General features: G+C 68.0%; 19 protein-coding genes. 18 read left to right on the plus strand and 1 reads right to left on the minus strand.

Going from position 1 to position 16635, the window contains the following annotated elements:
* The first annotated feature begins 181 nt into the window (after positions 1-181).
* From ACIBAF_RS37705 to ACIBAF_RS37760, 12 genes are all read left to right on the plus strand, one after another.
* Entirely contained in the window at positions 182-658 is a 477-nt protein-coding gene (locus tag ACIBAF_RS37705; protein WP_399469270.1) for an ATP-binding protein, read from the plus strand.
* Positions 659-734: 76 nt separating this feature from the next.
* Complete coding sequence (locus tag ACIBAF_RS37710; protein WP_399469272.1) at positions 735-1718, plus strand: hypothetical protein; 984 nt, start codon at positions 735-737, stop codon at positions 1716-1718.
* A gap of 72 nt (positions 1719-1790) precedes the next feature.
* Positions 1791-3302, plus strand: coding sequence for an amino acid permease (locus ACIBAF_RS37715; RefSeq protein ID WP_399469274.1), 1512 nt, complete (start codon positions 1791-1793; stop codon positions 3300-3302).
* Complete coding sequence (locus tag ACIBAF_RS37720) at positions 3302-4651, plus strand: glutamine synthetase family protein (RefSeq protein ID WP_399469276.1); 1350 nt, start codon at positions 3302-3304, stop codon at positions 4649-4651. Before ACIBAF_RS37715 ends, ACIBAF_RS37720 begins: the two co-directional genes overlap by 1 nt.
* A 133-nt stretch (positions 4652-4784) precedes the next feature.
* On the plus strand, positions 4785-5672 hold the full coding sequence (locus ACIBAF_RS37725) for a GntR family transcriptional regulator (protein ID WP_399469278.1): 888 nt from the start codon (positions 4785-4787) through the stop codon (positions 5670-5672).
* A complete protein-coding gene (locus tag ACIBAF_RS37730; protein ID WP_399469280.1) occupies positions 5669-6364 on the plus strand; it encodes a hypothetical protein in 696 nt (231 codons plus the stop codon). Before ACIBAF_RS37725 ends, ACIBAF_RS37730 begins: the two co-directional genes overlap by 4 nt.
* Before the next feature lie 277 nt (positions 6365-6641).
* On the plus strand, positions 6642-7220 hold the full coding sequence (locus ACIBAF_RS37735; protein WP_399469282.1) for a hypothetical protein: 579 nt from the start codon (positions 6642-6644) through the stop codon (positions 7218-7220).
* Entirely contained in the window at positions 7217-7879 is a 663-nt protein-coding gene (locus ACIBAF_RS37740) for a hypothetical protein (protein ID WP_399469284.1), read from the plus strand. Before ACIBAF_RS37735 ends, ACIBAF_RS37740 begins: the two co-directional genes overlap by 4 nt.
* 88 nt (positions 7880-7967) lie before the next feature.
* Entirely contained in the window at positions 7968-8771 is an 804-nt protein-coding gene (locus ACIBAF_RS37745; protein ID WP_399469285.1) for a hypothetical protein, read from the plus strand.
* 12 nt (positions 8772-8783) lie between these two features.
* Entirely contained in the window at positions 8784-10310 is a 1527-nt protein-coding gene (locus ACIBAF_RS37750; RefSeq protein WP_399469287.1) for a B12-binding domain-containing radical SAM protein, read from the plus strand.
* Positions 10307-10963 carry a dTMP kinase gene (tmk, locus tag ACIBAF_RS37755; RefSeq protein WP_399469289.1) on the plus strand — a complete coding sequence of 219 codons (657 nt, stop codon included), beginning with the start codon at positions 10307-10309 and terminating at the stop codon, positions 10961-10963. Before ACIBAF_RS37750 ends, tmk begins: the two co-directional genes overlap by 4 nt.
* Positions 10960-11403 carry an NUDIX domain-containing protein gene (locus ACIBAF_RS37760; RefSeq protein ID WP_399469291.1) on the plus strand — a complete coding sequence of 148 codons (444 nt, stop codon included), beginning with the start codon at positions 10960-10962 and terminating at the stop codon, positions 11401-11403. Before tmk ends, ACIBAF_RS37760 begins: the two co-directional genes overlap by 4 nt.
* Positions 11404-11653: 250 nt before the next feature.
* Here ACIBAF_RS37760 and ACIBAF_RS37765 read toward each other — a convergent pair whose 3' ends face one another.
* A complete protein-coding gene (locus ACIBAF_RS37765; RefSeq protein ID WP_399469293.1) occupies positions 11654-13051 on the minus strand; it encodes a hypothetical protein in 1398 nt (465 codons plus the stop codon).
* A 460-nt stretch (positions 13052-13511) separates the two neighbouring features.
* Between ACIBAF_RS37765 and ACIBAF_RS37770 the strand changes: the two genes are divergently transcribed.
* The 6 genes from ACIBAF_RS37770 (at position 13512) to ACIBAF_RS37795 (ending at position 16627) form a co-directional block, all read left to right on the plus strand.
* On the plus strand, positions 13512-13961 hold the full coding sequence (locus ACIBAF_RS37770; protein WP_399469295.1) for a DUF6093 family protein: 450 nt from the start codon (positions 13512-13514) through the stop codon (positions 13959-13961).
* 51 nt (positions 13962-14012) lie between these two features.
* Positions 14013-14408 carry a hypothetical protein gene (locus tag ACIBAF_RS37775; protein ID WP_399469297.1) on the plus strand — a complete coding sequence of 132 codons (396 nt, stop codon included), beginning with the start codon at positions 14013-14015 and terminating at the stop codon, positions 14406-14408.
* Positions 14392-14832: an HK97 gp10 family phage protein gene (locus ACIBAF_RS37780; protein ID WP_399469299.1), complete on the plus strand. Its 441-nt coding sequence runs from the start codon at positions 14392-14394 to the stop codon at positions 14830-14832. Before ACIBAF_RS37775 ends, ACIBAF_RS37780 begins: the two co-directional genes overlap by 17 nt.
* 89 nt (positions 14833-14921) lie before the next feature.
* Positions 14922-15365: a hypothetical protein gene (locus ACIBAF_RS37785; protein WP_399469301.1), complete on the plus strand. Its 444-nt coding sequence runs from the start codon at positions 14922-14924 to the stop codon at positions 15363-15365.
* 144 nt (positions 15366-15509) lie between these two features.
* Positions 15510-15998 carry a hypothetical protein gene (locus ACIBAF_RS37790; RefSeq protein ID WP_399469303.1) on the plus strand — a complete coding sequence of 163 codons (489 nt, stop codon included), beginning with the start codon at positions 15510-15512 and terminating at the stop codon, positions 15996-15998.
* A 17-nt stretch (positions 15999-16015) separates the two neighbouring features.
* The gene (locus ACIBAF_RS37795) at positions 16016-16627 is read left to right on the plus strand and encodes a hypothetical protein (protein WP_399469305.1); all 612 of its coding nucleotides are present in this window, start codon (positions 16016-16018) and stop codon (positions 16625-16627) included.
* Positions 16628-16635 lie beyond the last annotated feature (8 nt).

Here is a 16635-nt window from a genome sequence, read left to right on the forward strand (position 1 = left end):
CGCCCAGCGATGAGTAAAGGGAAAGCCAAAACGGCAGGGCGCTTGCGAGCAACTACATCCTCATTCGGCATCCACAACACCGCCGGTACGGCGGTTATCTGAGGGGACGACAGCGAGCGGTCACGCCGCAGGGAGCTACTCGCTCACACCCTGTCTGTCCCCTCCTGCCTCAGAGGACGTGATGACGACGACAGCCGTACGGACGGCCCGCACGGTACTGCAGCGCGACGGAGAAGTGATGAGGGAGCGGATCGAAATCGTCCCCCGCATCGGTGACAATCCGCCCCGGCCCCAGGACGCAACCCGAGTGGGGGCCATGCGTCGGATCGCTGCGGCCAAACTCAGGTATTACGGACTCGACGCGCTGATCGACGAAGTGATGCTCATCGTCTCCGAACTACTGACCAACGCCGTCCTCCACAGCGGTACACAAGAGATCGCCCTGCTGCTTCGCATCGAGGACGGCGTACTCCACATCGTCGTCACCGACGGCATGGAGGGAAGCGCCATGTCCAGGCCCGCCAACGACAACGCCGAGTCCGGGCGCGGCCTCGCCCTGGTCGAGGCCCTGGCCAAAGAGAACGGCGGGGAATGGGGCACCAGCGACGTCGGGGCCACGACATGGTGCTGTCTGGCCCTGCCGAAGGAGCACTCGTGAAGACCGCGCTCATCATCCGTCGCTGGAGCCACCGTCCCGGTCTCGTGTTACCCCGCCTCTTGAAGAGGGTGCGCTGATGCCGCCGACCAGCACGAGCTTGACCCCCCATAGGGCGGGCCGCGATGAGCAACTGCGCCTGGCACTCGAAGATCTCCAACTCGGCCGGTGGCTGTCCACCAAGGAGCTGCTCGACCACACCCCTTGGGCTGCGCGTACGTCCCGGACCCAAGTCCTGGCGGTTGCCGCAGCGCAGAGTGACGCGGTCGACGCCTGGTACGCGGAGGATCCAGGCGATGCCAACGCCGCGATGATGCGGGCCCGGGTGCTGACGCAGCGGGCTCTCGTCACGCATCGTGCGGGAGCCGTCGGCGACGTCCTACGTCGGATTCGCATGGCGCGCGGTGCTTGTGATGAGGCGGCGGTCCGTTGGCCGGCCGACCCTGTGCCGTGGGTGGACCAGCTTGCACTTGCCCAGCTCGACCTCGATGCCAGGGCCGCGCACCGCCCGGAGCACTGGGCGGCGCCGCCCGAGGCGATGCTGCCGCGGGGGCCCTGGCCGCTGCTGTGGGAGGTCAGCCGACGCGATCCGGCGAACCGCGAGGCCTACCACCGCATGCTTCAGTGCCTCCAAGCCCGTGGTGACGGGGCCGTGGACTTCACACGATGGGTCGCCTCGCGCGTAAAGCCAGGGTCGGTCCTGCTCACTCTGCCGCTCTACGCGTATGTGGATGAATTCCGGCAGCGCAATGCCGGGGGACAGATATCCGCCGGGATCGGGTTCTGGCAGAACGAGATGATCCAGTACTACGTCGGCCTGGCGCGGAATTCATGGTTCGCCTACCTGACCCAGCCCGCCGAGGTCTCCCTACTGGACTTGAACTATCTCGCCTACACGCTCACGGCCTCCGGTATGGCCGGTGCGCATTGGGTGTTCGAGGCGATCGGCTCTTTCGCCACTCCCGCACCGTGGCGATATGTCAGCAAGGCGGGCCGGTACTGGGAGGACGACTTCCTGCAGGCGCGCGCCTACGCGTACAGACGGAGGTCCGCTCGCACGTGAGAATCCGTGCTCCCCCGGCCGCAAGCCAATCCTTCCGCGTTCCGTCTCCCTATCGAATCAGAGGATCCTTCGGTGTCTCCGAGAAGTACCGGCGCCCACCGGCTGGCCAACGACGACGACGTCTTGGCCGGGCTCGGCTACCAGAGCGTGCTGTCCCGCCGTATGGGCCCGTTCGGCAACTTCGCGATCTCCTTCTCCGTCATCAGCGTTCTGTCTGGCTGTATGACGCTGTACGGCTTCGGCCTCAATACCGGTGGCCCCGCAGTCATCATGTGGGGCTGGGTCGGTGTCGGCCTGATGGTCCTGCTCCTGGGCATGTCGCTGGCGGAGGTCACCTCCGCCTACCCCACCTCCGGCGGCCTGTACTACATGGCGCACCGGCTCGGCGGGCCCCGTTGGGCATGGGTGACCGGCTGGCTCAACCTCCTCGGGCTGCTCGGCGCGATCGCCGGGATCGACTACGGCGCCGCGACGTTCGTCGGCGCGTTCGCCAACTTGCAGTGGGGGTTCGTCCCCACCCCCGAGAAGACCATGATGATCTTCGCGGGGATTCTGCTGTTGCACGCCCTGCTGAACGTGGCCGGTGTCCGCCTCGTCAGCGTCCTGAACTCCGTCTCCGTCTGGTGGCACCTGGTTGGTGTTGCCGTCATCGTCGGAGCTCTGACCCTCGCTCCCGCTCAGCACCGCAGCGCCGAATTCGTGTTCACGCACTTCAACAACGGCACCGGCATCGGCATCGGCTTGTACGTGACCGCGCTCGGGCTGCTGCTGGCGCAGTACACGTTCTGCGGCTACGACGCCTCCTCGCACCTGTCGGAGGAGACCACGCAGGCGCAGATATCGGCCCCCCGCGGCATCGTCCGCTCCATCTGGGTGTCCTGGATCGCCGGCTTCGTCCTGCTGGCCGGTCTCACCTCCGCCATCCAGGACTACGTCGGCACCCAGGGCAGCGCGACCGGTGTGCCGCCCGCTCAGATCTTCCTCGACGTGCTGGGGGCCGGCGGGGCGAAAGCTCTGATGCTCATCGTGATCGTCGCTCAACTCTTCTGCGGCAACGCCGAGACCGCCGCCGCGTCCCGCATGGTGTTCGCGTTCTCCCGTGACGGAGCGATCCCGTTCGCTGCCACCTGGCGTCGCGTCAGTCCCCGCACCAAGACGCCCGTCGCCGCCGTATGGCTGTCCGTCGGCGCCGCACTCGCACTGGCCGCGCCGTCGCTGTACTCGCCGACCGCGTACGCCGCGGTCACAGCGATCAACGTCATCGGCATCACGCCCGCCTACGCCATCCCGGTCTACCTCCGGCTGCGCGCCGGCAACCGCTTCACCCCGGGCCCGTGGAACCTCGGCCGCTTCAGCGGTCTCATCGGCTGGACGGCCGTGACGTGGGTCGTCTTCGTCACGGTCCTGTTCTGCCTGCCGCAGGTCGCCCCCATCACCGCCACATCCTTCAATTACGCCGGCGTCGCGCTGATCGGGGTGCTCCTGCTGGCGTGGGTCCTGTGGATCACGAAGGGCCGTCGCAGCTACCAGATCCCCTCCCTGAGCGGTGCCACGGCCCACAGCGATTTCGAAGGGGTCATCTGATGAACGGCCAGACGCCGAAGTCGACCGGGCGTATCTCCCTCGATGACCTGCGCGTGGCGGTGACGCAGGGGGCCATCTCCACGGTCATGGTGGCCGTTCCGGACATGATGGGCCGCCTCATGGGCAAGCGCCTGGCGGGGCACGCCTTCCTCGAACGACTCGACGAGGGTCCCCGCGTGGCGGAAGCCTGCTCCTACATCCTGGCCACCAACGTCAACATGGACCCCCTGACCGGCTTTGCCCTCACGAGCTGGGACGACGGCTTCCAGGACATGTGCTTCGACGCCGATCCGCAGACGCTCCGCGTGCTGCCCTACCTGTCCCGCACCGCGCTCGTGCACTGCAACGCCGTCCACCCCGACGGCGCACCTGTCGAGGTTGCTCCGCGCCACCTTCTGCGCACCTGGCTCGACCGGCTGGCGGATCTCGGCTACGAGGCACGCGTAGGGCTGGAGAGCGAGTTCCTCCTGTGCCGTGGCACGGAACCCGTCGTGCCCCACAACCTCGACTACGCCCTCAGTCATCCCCCGCTGCTGGCCGAATTCTTCGGCCGCCTCGCACGCGTCCTCAACGACGCTGGGACACCCGTAGAGGCGGTCAAGACGGAGGGGGCCGCCGGCCAGATCGAGGTGACCTTCCCCTACGGCCCGGCGATGGAGGCGTGCGACAACTACACGGTCTACAAGCACGCCGTGCGCCACCTTGCTGCACAGCAGGGGCTGACTGCCACCTTCATGGCGGCTCCGTTCACCGGCGTGGGCAGCGGCCTGCACATGCACCTCTCCCTGTGGGAGAACGGCGCCCCGGCCTTCGCCACCAAGCCCCACCAACTCCCGACCGACGCCATGCGCCACAGCATCGCCGGCCTGCTCTCCGCGCTGCCCCACCTCGCCCCGCTATACGCGCCGCACATCAATTCCTACAAGCGGTACGCCACCGCGCACTCCTTCGCCCCCCAGTACATCAACTGGGGGAACGACAACCGCGGGTGCGCCGTCCGCGTCACTGGCCATGCAGGCAACACACACCTGGAGATCCGTCTCCCGGGGGCCGACGCCAACCCGTACCTCGCCCTCGCCGCATCCATCGCCGCCATCGCGCACGGCCTCACCGACAAACTCGATCCGCCGCCGCCCTGCCCCGGCGACGCCTACACCGCCAGACACGGCGTGCCCGTCCCCCGGGACCTTTCCGACGGCCTCGCCTACTTCCGCGACAGCACCGTCGCGAACTCCCTGTTCGGTTCTGACGTCGTCCGTCACTACGCCCGCGCCGCCGAGGCCGAACGCGACGAACACCGCAGGCAAGTCACCGACATCGAACGCGACCGCGGCTTCGACCGCGCCTGACAGACGCCGCGGCCGCCGCGCCCTCAGCGACAGCAGCCGATCAGCGAGGGCCCGGACACGGCCGGCCTCCCACCAGGAACGCCCGACGCAATCCACCGCCCCCAGGCTCGGGCACAGACAGGAAGGCAATAGGTTGAGCACGACTCAGGCAGCCGCACGCGACGGCAACGCCGCTGCTGCCCCGGCGCCCAACAGCCCATCGCAGCAGACACCTGGCCACGCCGCGGCCGGCGCCGGCCCACGGTGGAGACAGCCGCTTCAGGGACTCCCCTCCTACCCGCGCGGGGCACGGATCCAGGGCCGCGACCGGGAGCGATACCGCCGCGCAGCAGCCGAGGCCTACCAGGAAGGCGGGACCCTCCGCGAAATCAGCACTTTCATCAAACGCTCGCCCGGGTTCGTCAAGGATCTGCTCCTCGAAGGCCACGTGGTACTGCACCCGACCGGACACCGCCCAGGAGACCGACCCCGTCCACGCATGTCAGCCGCATCGGCACAGGTCGAAAACGCGCTTCGGCGCCGCATGGAAGACGGCACATACGAGGTCGGCACCAAGATCCCCACCCCTCAGTCCCTCACGGAGGAATTCGGCCGGTCCAAGAAAGCCGTCGTACGCGCCCTCGCCCGGCTGGAGGCAGCCGGATACCTGCTCGGCGTACAGGGCCGGGGAACAGTGGTGACCGATCCGCGCAACCCCCTGCAGGGGCCGACTCTTCGGGTACGCACCGGACCGGAGCAATGGGAGACCTGGACGGTTCAGCAACCAGGCAGTACCAACGCCGAGCACATCAGGACCGTCGTCACAGCCCGGATAGCAGACGGCACCTATCCCGCCGGCCGCAAAATCCCCAGCCGCTACAAACTCGCCGGGGAGTTCGGCGTCGCCTACCCCACCGTCTACAACGCCCTCAAGCCGCTTCAGGAACGCGGAATTCTGACGGCCAGCGAGGAAAGATCCGGCGGGCTGATCGCTACCCCGGAGGGGACGCGCGATGCTGCCATGGGGACGGTGGCTCCATGAAGCGGCGGCAGTGGCGGGGCATGCGCGTGCCGTACATCACCTCGTGGACGGCGGAGTCCGTCCCACAACCGCCCATCATCCGCATCTTCGGGCGAGGCGGCGAAGGCATCGGCTATGCGGACGAGGAACCCGTCGTCGACCGGCGCAACGAGGCACTGTGGGCGCGCTCCGCCATCGCCCCAGGCCGCGGCGAGCCGGTTTTCCACCGGGTCAACTCGCGACGACAGCAACGCGCGATGAGGTACAGCCTGTGCCAAGTGTGCGGTGAGGCAGCTCTCGGATGGCGGGCCGACGAGCGCACGCTTCACCTGCTGGGTGGCGACACCCCGATCGCCGAAGGGGAGACCACCACGGCACCCCCCGTGCACCCGGCCTGCGCGGTCGAGGCGACGGAGAACTGTCCGCCCCTCGGGAGAGGCCATGCCGCCGCACTCGTGGAGTTCAGCCCGCTGTGGGGCGTAGCCGGCATAGTCCACGATCCGGCGACACTGGCCCCGCTCCCGCATCCCGGCCGTCGTCCAGGCGAACTCCACCACGTCCATCTCGGGGCTAAGGAGATCCGTTGGACGTTGGCCAGTTTCACCGTGGTCAGCCTCCACGGCGTCACGCCAGTGTTCCCGGACGAGTTGCACGCCATGGCAGAGGGACACGCACCTCGCGCAACGACCGGATATCGAGCGGGAGTCGCTTGATGATCAACCCCTTTAAGCCGCGGAGTTGAGGTCTGGCACCGCTCCGCCCTCGTCCCACCCGCGACGAGGCCAAACCTCTGCCGGTGGACGCGCCGCTTCGGATAACGGAGCCCTGCCAGCCCCCGACGTCCCCGCTGGGCACCCCCGTTGCCGTGCGTGGGACACCAGCCCGGTGCGGGGACGACGGTTCGACGTGTTCTCTCCCCTGTGAGGAGGCCGTACCACCGCCGCGCCGGGCACCCACCACCGTTTCCCTGACTGCACAAGGAATCGACTCGTGACCGCCATCCTGCCCGACTTTGTCAACCAGCTACTCGATCAGAGCCAAGACCCCGCGGAGATCCCAAAGATCGGACCGTCGGCCGCCATAGGTTGGCTCGCCCCACTCGCGTCGCGGATCCTCAGCGTCTTCGACACGGGCTCCTACCGGGCAGACGGCTCGTTCCTCGCTCACAGCTACGTGCATCTGCCTCTTTCGCTGCCCGAGGGCCCCACCGCCTACCTTCGGATGACGGCCAAGTCCGGCATGGAGCCCTGGCCGGTGCTCGCCACCTCGGTGGTCCTGACGATCGCAGGCTCGCTGGAGCTGGAGATGTACCAGGAAGCGGCCGATTCTCTCGCTCAGCAGCCCCACTACGCGCGCACATGCGGCCCGGAGGAGGTGTTCGCCGTCCATGCGGACACACTCTGTGCCACCCGCAGCAGTGCCCATGCCCTGCATCTCCTGGCCATAGCGCCGTCGGCCAAGCCAGGCGGGTCACCGCTCAATCCGGACGAGTACACCAGGGGCGCCCACCGGGCGCGCGAGATCCTCGAAAGCGTCTCCCTGAATGCCACAGCAGGTGGGCGCCGGTGAAGATCGCAGACTCCTGGCTGACGCGGGTTCCATGCCTGGACACGCCCGACTTGACCTACGTGCAGCACGTCAGCTGCAGCATCCTGGAGCGGATCGCCGCAGACAGAAACCTGCTCACCACACTCGTGGACGAGGTCCTCTCCAACCCCGACCGCCTGGCCGCGAGCCGCGTCACGCTCCTGCTGAACCGGCTGTCTCTGTGGGAGGCCCCAGACCGCAGCTTCGAGCTCCGCCTCAACATGAACCCGCGGCCCGAAAACCAAATCGTGCCGCACGACCACTGCTACGCGTTCGCCACCCACATCCTGGCCGGCGGCTACGTGCACGTGGTCAGGCGCCGCACCGACGGCTGGAAAGGGTCGTTCACCGGGGCGGACCTTCAACCGGCCATCGTGACCCTCGAACGCCCCGGCAGCACGTACGCCCTGGACCACTCGATGGTGCACCAAGCAGTGATGGCGCCGGACACCGTCACCCTCTTCATCCGAGGCCCCCGCCGAAAGCAACGCTCCCACGCCGCCGACGAGCTCATGCCGTCCAGGCAGTCCTGGCCCGAACCAGCCGTCCCTGGCGACGAACCCGCGGAATCCCGCTCCGCCACCCTCGACGAGTTCCTGATAATGCGCCGCTACCTGCGAGACCGCCGAATCATCAACTGACATCTCCGCATTCCGCAGCCCTCCGGCGTGCCGGTGTCGAAGGCGCGAGAGGCTACGGCGAACACCCCGAACGACTGAGGAGTATTCGATGGCCGGCGTTCTCACGACCGATCACCCTGCCTGGCACAGCTACGACGACGGGGCGCGTGCCCGTGCCGTACGGGCCGGCTCAGGGCTGTGGATCATGTGCCATGACACCTACGGCCTACGCGTCGACTGCGTGAACGGCAGCGAGGACATCAAGCCGTCGTTCGTCGTCACCGACCCCGCCGACCTGCCGACGGCCGCGCCCAGCGCACTGCGGGAGGGGCTCGTCGAACTCGGCGTCTCGCAGCGGCTCGTCAACCCGTGGCTGTGGGACGCGATCACTACCGCGATCCTGCGGCAGGTAGTACGCGCGGACCAAGCCCGCAAGCTCTACCGCACCTGGTGCACGACGTACGGGACGCCCGTCGAGGGCCCCTTCGGGCCGCTCGCGGTCGCACCCACGCACACCCGGGTCCTCGAACTGCCCGATAGCAGCTTCGCCGCCGTCGGCGCGAAGTTCCACCGCACCGCCCTGCAGGCCGCGGCCGAACACTACGAGCGGCATCACGACGCCTGGAGGCATGCGGACGCCGGGGACCTGGTCGTCGCGCTGAGCGGCATCCCGCGCATCGGTCCATGGACCGCCCGTGCGGCGGCCGCCGACTTCACCGGGGACTTCAGCGCGTACCCGCACGACGACCTCGCCGTGCGCACCTGGGCCGCGCAGATCGCGCCCGCCTACCCCTGGCCCGACAAGAAGGACAAGTCCTTCGGGCCGCTGTGGACCGGCTGGGCCGACGAAGACCGCACCGCCCTGCACACCCTCACTCTCGCCACCCTGACCTGGGGGGCGCATGCCCGATGACCTGGAGGACCCATGCGGCAGTTACCGCTGATCGCGGGCGCCGACAACACCCGCACGATCGACGCCCTGTTCATCAACGCACCGCTGCGTGACTACACCCTGCGGCCCCGCACCAACGACTACACCCTCCCCGTGCTGGGCATGGCGTACATCGCCACCTACGCCCAGCAGCAAGGGTTCAACGTCGGCGTACTCGACGCCGAAGCCCACGGCCTGGGCGTAGACGAGACCGCCCGGATCGTCGACGAGGCCGCACCCCGCTGGGCCGCCATGAATCTCCTCGCGCCCACCTACGAGATGTCTGCGCGGATCGCCGCCAGGCTCGACCCCGGCATCGACCTGATGGTCGGCGGCCACCACGCCAAAGCCATGCCGGACCGCGTCCTCAACGACCCCCGCATGAGCAGCCTGCGCGCCCTCGTCCTCGGCGAGGGAGAACTGAGGGTCGCCGCTCTCCTCGATGACGCCCACAACCGGCGCACGCTGCCGGGCGTCCTATGGCGCGACCCCCTGCTCGGCACCCGGGCCGCTGGCATCGCAGATCCCAAGACCAGTGCCGCCATGCTGGGCCCCGACATCGACGCCCTGCCGTACGTCAACCGCGCCTTCCTGCCCCAGGACCCCTACCAGGCTCCGCCAACGGCTACGGACCTCCGTCTGGCCGCAGAACGACCCTGGATCAGTTCCAGGGGCCACTGGGAGGCCAACATCGTCGGCAGCCGCGGCTGCCCCTACAACTGCACGTTCTGTGGGGCGGCCGTCTCCGCGAACCCGGACGTCAGCATCCGCGTGCGATCCCCCCAGAACATCATCGGAGAGCTCGACCAGCTACACGACGAGTACGGCGTGACCGCCTTCCGCTTCGTCGATGATCTGTTTCTCGGCGTCGGCCGGGTCATCGAGGAGCAGATGGCAGCCTTCGCGGAGCACCGGATCGGGGACCGGTACGTCTGGGACGCCACCGGCCGCATCAACGTCCTCAACCGGCTCACCGACGCCGACTTGGACCGCCTCGTCAGCAACGGCCTGCGCGAAGTCGCCCTCGGCATCGAATCCGGCAGTGACCGCATCCTGGCCGCGATGGACAAGCGGATCGACGCCGAGATGACCGAACGCGTCGCACGACGCCTGGTCGCCCACGGCATCGGGGTCAAGGGCTACTTCATCCTTGGCTTCCCCGGCGAAACCCAAGAGGATCTGGACGCCACCGTCCGGCATATCCACAACCTGTGGAACATTTCCGACCAGCACGCCGGCGACATCCGCGCCAGCGTCTTCGAGTTCAGGCCCTACCCGGGCACACCCGTATGGGACACCCTGATCAAGGCCGGCTATGAGGCGGACGCCCTCCTGGCCTACGGCGACGTCGACCTGACCGGCGACGGGGCCCACGAGTCCATGCGCCAGCGGGACGAGTTCAACTTCTCCGTCGGCATCCAGTTCGGCGACGTACCGCTGCCACGGATCCGGTCGACGCTCGCCACCCTCACCCGGGAGCAGCACGAGCGGAACCAGGGCGGACAGGCGGCTGCCGCGTGAGAGACGGGCGCAAGGGCTGGTTCGTCAGCATCGACGGGCCCAGCGGCGTGGGCAAGTCCGCCACCGTGCAGGCTCTGCACGACCTGCTGACCGGTCAAGGCCGCCCCGTCAGGCGCACCGTCGAGCCCACCACCACCGCCCTGGGCGCCTTCACCCGGGCGAACGCCGACAAGATCCACGGCCTGGCGCTCGCCTGTCTCGTGGCCGCCACCCGCTACGAGCACGTCGAGACGGTGATCGAGCCCGCGCTGCAGGCCGGCGAGCTCATCGTCAGCGACCGCTACCTGCCCTCCACACTGGTCCTGCAGCAGCTCGACGGTGTCCCCGTCGAGTTCCTGATCGCCATCAACCAGCACGTCCCCATGCCAGACCTGGCCGTGATCCTCACCGCCGAGCCAGGCCGGATTGCCAAACGCATCGCCGAACGTGGAATCACCCACCGATGGCACCTCGATCCCACCGGTCCGAGCAGGGAAGTCGATCTTTACCGAGATGCGGCGGCCTACCTCATGAGCAGAGGGGTCCAGGTACTCCTCCTCGACAACGGCGCCGACACCCCATCGGCCGTAGCGCGGCGAATCACCGACGCCATACCTGCTCTACCGCTAGCGTCGATTCCCTCCTCCACCCCTTCAACCCCCCAAGGAACATGAGCGGACAACCGGCAGCACCCGTCATCGACACCCACGTCATCCTCCGCGACGGCGACAAGGTCCTCCTCTCGCAGCGGGGCGGCCCGTACGGCTACGGCCGCTGGCACATGCCGTCCGGGAAGCTCGACCAAGGCGAGCCCCTCGCTGACGGTGCCGCGCGCGAACTGTTGGAGGAGACCGGCATCACCGTCGATCCGGCCGACCTTCGGCTCGTTCAGGTCGTGCATCACCGCCAAGACGACAAGGTGGAGCGCATCGGCTTCTTCTTCGAGGCCGTGGAGTGGGAAGGAGAAGTCTTCAACAAGGAGCCGGAGAAGTGCATGGCGCTCACCTGGTTCACCGTGCGCGACCTGCCTGACGACATCATCGAGTACCCGCAGGCCGGCCTGATCGGCTACCTCGATGGGACCGGTCCTCTCTCATCGCACAACTGGCGGTAATCGCGCGGGGTACTCCCGCCGGGCAGGCGCGGCAGTTGACGTAACGGATTCGCCCACTGCCGCACCTCCCTGAGCAGCTGCTATCCGAAGTCTCAACACCCTTGAGCCGCTCCAACTGATGGGGTGCCGCATCTTTGTGCGGCACCCCAACTGTTTCTGACCCACGGTCCCCAGTGAGCTGGGAGAAATCGTCCGAGTGTTAGTACTGCTGGAGTAGCGGGTACCTCCGCACCGCTCAAGCGGTCAAGTGTCACGGCTCCGACTGTTCCAGCTTGCTCTTCTTTTCGTTGCCGCCGCTCGTACTTCCCGCCCGCTTCCGCATGGCCGGCGCACTGGACGAGGAACTCGATGACGAACTTGCCGCTGCGCTTGACGACGAGGAGCTCGATGACGAAGCCGTTGCTCTCCCCGCCTTCCTGTCGATGGCGGCCTGGAGCTTTGCCGCGTCAGAGGTGATCAACGCCGCCTGCGCCGAGGTCACGACCGCGGCGGTGGCGGCTCGGAGGAGTGCGGCGACCGAATTATTCAGGTATGGCCGCCAGTAGATGATATTTGTTTTGCTGGTCCTTTTTCTTTTAATATTCCTCGTCAGGTTCTGTGTGTACTGCCGGAGCCAGTCCACGGTTGCGACCACGTAGGCGGTATCGACACGGGTCCGCCCCGCGTGTTCCAGCTCCCAGACATGGGTTTCGATCTCCTGCATCGGCAGCTGCAGATTGACGTATTCTGTTTGCGTATTGTGGGATTGTGTGTTGTCGAGATAGATGTGAGGGTCGTTGGCGTCGATCGCGTCGGGGTCGGGTTTCCTCATGGTCTGAGCGACGTGGATGAGTTCGTGGCGCAGCGTGCTGTAGATCACGGCCTCACTTTTCGCGAACAGATCCCGGAAGAACGTCATGGTGACCGGATTTCCCGCGCTGCTACGGGTATCGGCCGTGGGCTGTCCCGCTCCCCGGGCGGTGTCGTCGTACTGGACGACGATCTCCCCGTCGGTCAGTGCCGTCTGCACGTCGGGATAGCCGGCCGTCGCGGGCAGGCTGGCGAGGACGTGATTGAGCACGGCCTCCATCGCCTGCTTGCGCGTCTGCGCGACCGCCGTCCCTGCGGGTGGGTTCCTGGCCGTGGCCAGCTGTGTGACCAGGGCATCGGTCAGGTCCGGGACAGCCGCCGACGCGTTGGCGGCGGGGGGTGTGATGTCGTCGGAGACGGTGCGTTGTACCGCGCCGACCCCCGCGGGTGTTGTGAATGCCGAGGGGCGCGCGACTGCCGGGGATGCCGACCTCGACATGAGCCGTGTTGCGTCGGCCTCGGCGACCCGTTCGACGCGGTCGCCCGAATGCGGTACGTCGTGCAAGGCGGAGCGCTGCACGGCGGGAGCCGGTGCCGCCCTCCCGCCGGACGGGAACTCATGACCGCCCGACGGGCCATGGGTGTGCCGCTGCTGCGGCTCCAGCAGCCGCGCGACGGCGGCGTTGCCGATGGTGCGCTGCAGGGCCAGCGGCATCTGCGCCGTCAGCGCGCCCCCACTCTGCGAGGCGCGTGAAGCCCGCGCCGCTTTCTCCTGGACGATCCTGTGTACGTTGGTCCGCAGTTGGTCGTCAGGCCTGTCGTGCGGCCGATGTCCGTGCGTGTGCACATCCGCCTCCATGTCGTCGGTCCCCGGTGCGTGGTCGGTACACGCCCGAACAAGGTCTACGACATCGCCGAGTGGACGTGAAGAACGAAGGGGCCTGGCGAAGGGGAGGCCGGTCCGGCACTTTCGGACAGATCTGCCGCCCGGACCGCCCACGCGGCCACCGTGGTGCGCGGCGCTGCGTGGTGCCCCGGATTAGATCTTCTCTTCTCGGTGGTCACGCGCGGGTCGTCGGTCATGGGCATGGTGATGTCCTCGACGTCGGACGTCAGGATCGTGACGCGGCCTGGTCGGGCAGAGGTGGTGGCGCAGAGCGTCGCGCGACGGCGTACTTGGGACCGTGGAGCCCGGCAGCGCGCAGCAGGGCCGCGGCGGACCGCGCAGGGCCGTGCGTCGCCGACGTCGAACGCGCAGGCGCCGCTAACGGGCTCATAAGGAAACGGCCCCAGCAACCGTTGCGGCTACGCTCGAACACATGAGCAGCCCTATCTCGTTGGCCGCCCTGGAGCCGGTGCTGAAGCGGATCCTGGTGGATACCGTTCAGATGTTCCGGCCCGGCCCGCAGGTCCTGAACGAGGACACGGGTGTGTACGAGCCAGGCCCGGACGTCATCGTGTGGGAGGGCCTGGGGGCAGTGTTCGCCGCAGGCGGGCCCGGCATGATGATGTCCCTGGCCGGACAGGCGTACCAGGACGACACGCGCAACCGGTACCAGCTGCTGACGCGGCTGGACGTCCCGGTGGCGTCCCGCGACGACCGTGTGCGGGTCACGGTCGCCTCGGTGGATCAAGGATTGCTGAACCGGGTGTGGCGGGTGCTGGACCTGTCCCAGGCTCAAACCCTCGCGATCGTGCGCACCACGTGGATGGACGAGGTCACTCAGTCCACGCAGGCCGCGCAGTCCGGGCCGACCCCGCCGTTCTAGCCGGCCGTCGGCCCCAACAGGCTGTCCTCGGCGGTCCGTAGGCTGATCTGCATGGATGACGAGCTGCACCAGGTGCGGATCAGCGCCGAACAGGCCACCGCCGCGTTGGCCCTCGATGGGCGCGACATCACAGACCAGGTGACCGGCTATCACCTCAGCCAGCAGGCCGGGGTGCCGCCAGTGCTGGTCCTGCAGCTGTCGCCGCTGGTCAAGAACGACTTCGAGGGCCTGGCGCACGTCGTTGTCGGCGACCCACCGGACCCTGGCCCCGCCGCTGCTGCGTTCCTCGGCGCCCTCGACGCGGGCGAACTGGAACGGCACGTGCTGAACCGACATGACCTGATGGGCGGCGGCCCCAACGAGCTGACGCGGGCCATGCTGCAGCTCCTGCAGGAGTGGGCGCGGGGTGAGTGGGCGAGAGAGGTAGCCGATGGCGTCTCCCGGTAACCCGAATCCCAACGCCCGCTCCAGGGCGGGCGCTTACACGAACGCCGCCGAGGTGGCGGCCCTGTTGGAAGAGCGGGCCGCGCGGGTGCTGCCGCAGGCCCTGGCGCTGGTGCGGCACTACGCGATGCTCCTGGAAACCCAGGTCAAAGCGAACGCGAGCGGACGGCCCGGCCCGAACGCGATCACAGGTGACTACCGTCGCTCGTGGACGCACGAGGTACGCGTGGCCGGCGGCGCTGTCTCCGGGACGGTCGGCACGAACAAGCCGCAGGGGCGCCGTCTGGAGTACGGATACATCGGTCCCGACAGCCTGGGCCGCATCTTCGACCAGCCGCCCTATCCGCATCTGGGGCCTGCGGTGCACACGATCGAGCCGCAGTTCGTGCAGGCCCTCGGCCACATCGTTGACGGTGGCATGTCGTGAGCCTGGAGGAGGATCCGCACCAGGCCGTCGCCGGCGTGATGCGCGCACGGCTTCGGCGTGTGTCGCGGCTCGTGTGCGAGGAGGAGTAGATGAGTGTGTCGGGCCGCCAGGTGGCGCTGGGAGTGCAGGCGATGCTGATCTCTGTGACCGGACGCTCCTGCGGGTACGGGACCGCGCCCACGGCCGATGACAAGCCGACCGGCAACATCATCCCGTACAGCGTGCTGTACGAGTTGGGCCAGGTCTCCGGATTCGGGCCGCCGTTCGGCGACGCGGACGCGGACGCCCGCGTGTACGTGCAGATCTCCTCGGTGGGTACGACGGCCGAACAGGTGTCGCTGCACGCCGACAAGGTGCGGGCCGCTTTCCTGGCCCGCGTATCAGGCGGGGGTCGTTTCGCCAATCCGATCAACGTGACGGGCGGGAGGGTCATCGACCGTGCCCTGGACCAGGAAGACGGCACAACTGTCACGTCCGGGACCTACACTTACGTGCAGCGCTTCGCCCTGACGGTCTCTTCACCGGCTGGCTGACGAACGCTCCTTACCGCGGAGGCCCATCGCGCGGACGTCCGGCCATACGGCACGGGCTGACCCCCGGCTCGCTCATGCGACCTGTTGGGGACGGGCCTCCGCCGCTCTCGCTGGGGGCCGGGCTCCCCGGAGAGTGAGATTCCCTTGACCACGCAGCAGCGGTTCATGCGCCGCGGCGTCACCAAGTTCTTCTTCCTCAAGGCGATCGCCGGCACGGATAACGTGCCAGTCCGAACGGAGCTGTCGGGGACGAACGCTACCGACCTGTCGGGGGCGATCTCCGACATCGCCGGCTGGTCGCTGGCCAACAGCCCCATCGACACCCCCGACATGGGCTCGACGCTCACCACGAACATCCCGGGCGAGGACAAGGCCGACTCCTCCAGCCTCACCTTCTACGAGGACCAGGTCACCGACACCATCGAGACGCTGCTGAAGAAGAGCGTCACCGGGTTCATCGTCATCATGCGCAAGGGCGACATCGAGGCCAGCAGGTCGATGGACGTCTTCCCGGTCCGCGTGGCCAGCCGCGCCCCCTCCTACAGCGCCGGTAACGACCCGGCGAAGTTCATGGTGACCTTCGCGATCTCGGGCCAACCGACGCTCGACGCCGCCGTCCCGGCTACCGGCTGACCTGAAGGGGATGTCGCATGACCACTCGAAGCAAGCCGAAGCCGCCGGCCGCCGCTGTCGCCAAGGACGCGCACTGGGCCGCGAAGATGGAGCGGCTGCGGGCCCGCAAACTGCCCGAGTCCAGTCTGTCGATCTGTGACGACGACGGCGCGAAGACGGCCGTCACCGACAAGGCGCTTCAGCTGGCCAAGGCCCGCGCCGCGGCCGTCGCCGAATGCGCCGAGCAGGGCATCCGCGAGGACCAGCGGGACGCCTGGGTGGCATCCAATCCCGACGTGGTGGCCGCTGACGCGGCCCTCACCGAGGCCCAGGACGCCCTGGCCGCAGTGACGTTGACCCTCATCTTCAGGGCGCTGCCGCGGCCGGTGTGGGAGCAGCTGTTGCGTGAGCATGCGCCGACCGAGGCGCAGGCCGACAAGGGCATGGAGTACAACGTCGACACGTTCCCGGCCGCCGTGATCTCCGCATGTCACGTCGAACGAGACGAGGACGGCACCGAGGTGGACGGAATGAGCGTCGCCGACGCGCAGGAGCTGCTGGACTCCTGGCCTGATGCGGAAGCCAAGGCCCTGTTCACGGCGGCGCTGGTCGTCAACCAGACCCTGCGTGTGGACCTGGGAAAAGGCTGATCTCCGAT

The sequence above is a fragment of the Streptomyces sp. NPDC051677 genome (genome assembly GCF_044453465.1).
Lineage (GTDB): Bacteria > Actinomycetota > Actinomycetes > Streptomycetales > Streptomycetaceae > Streptomyces.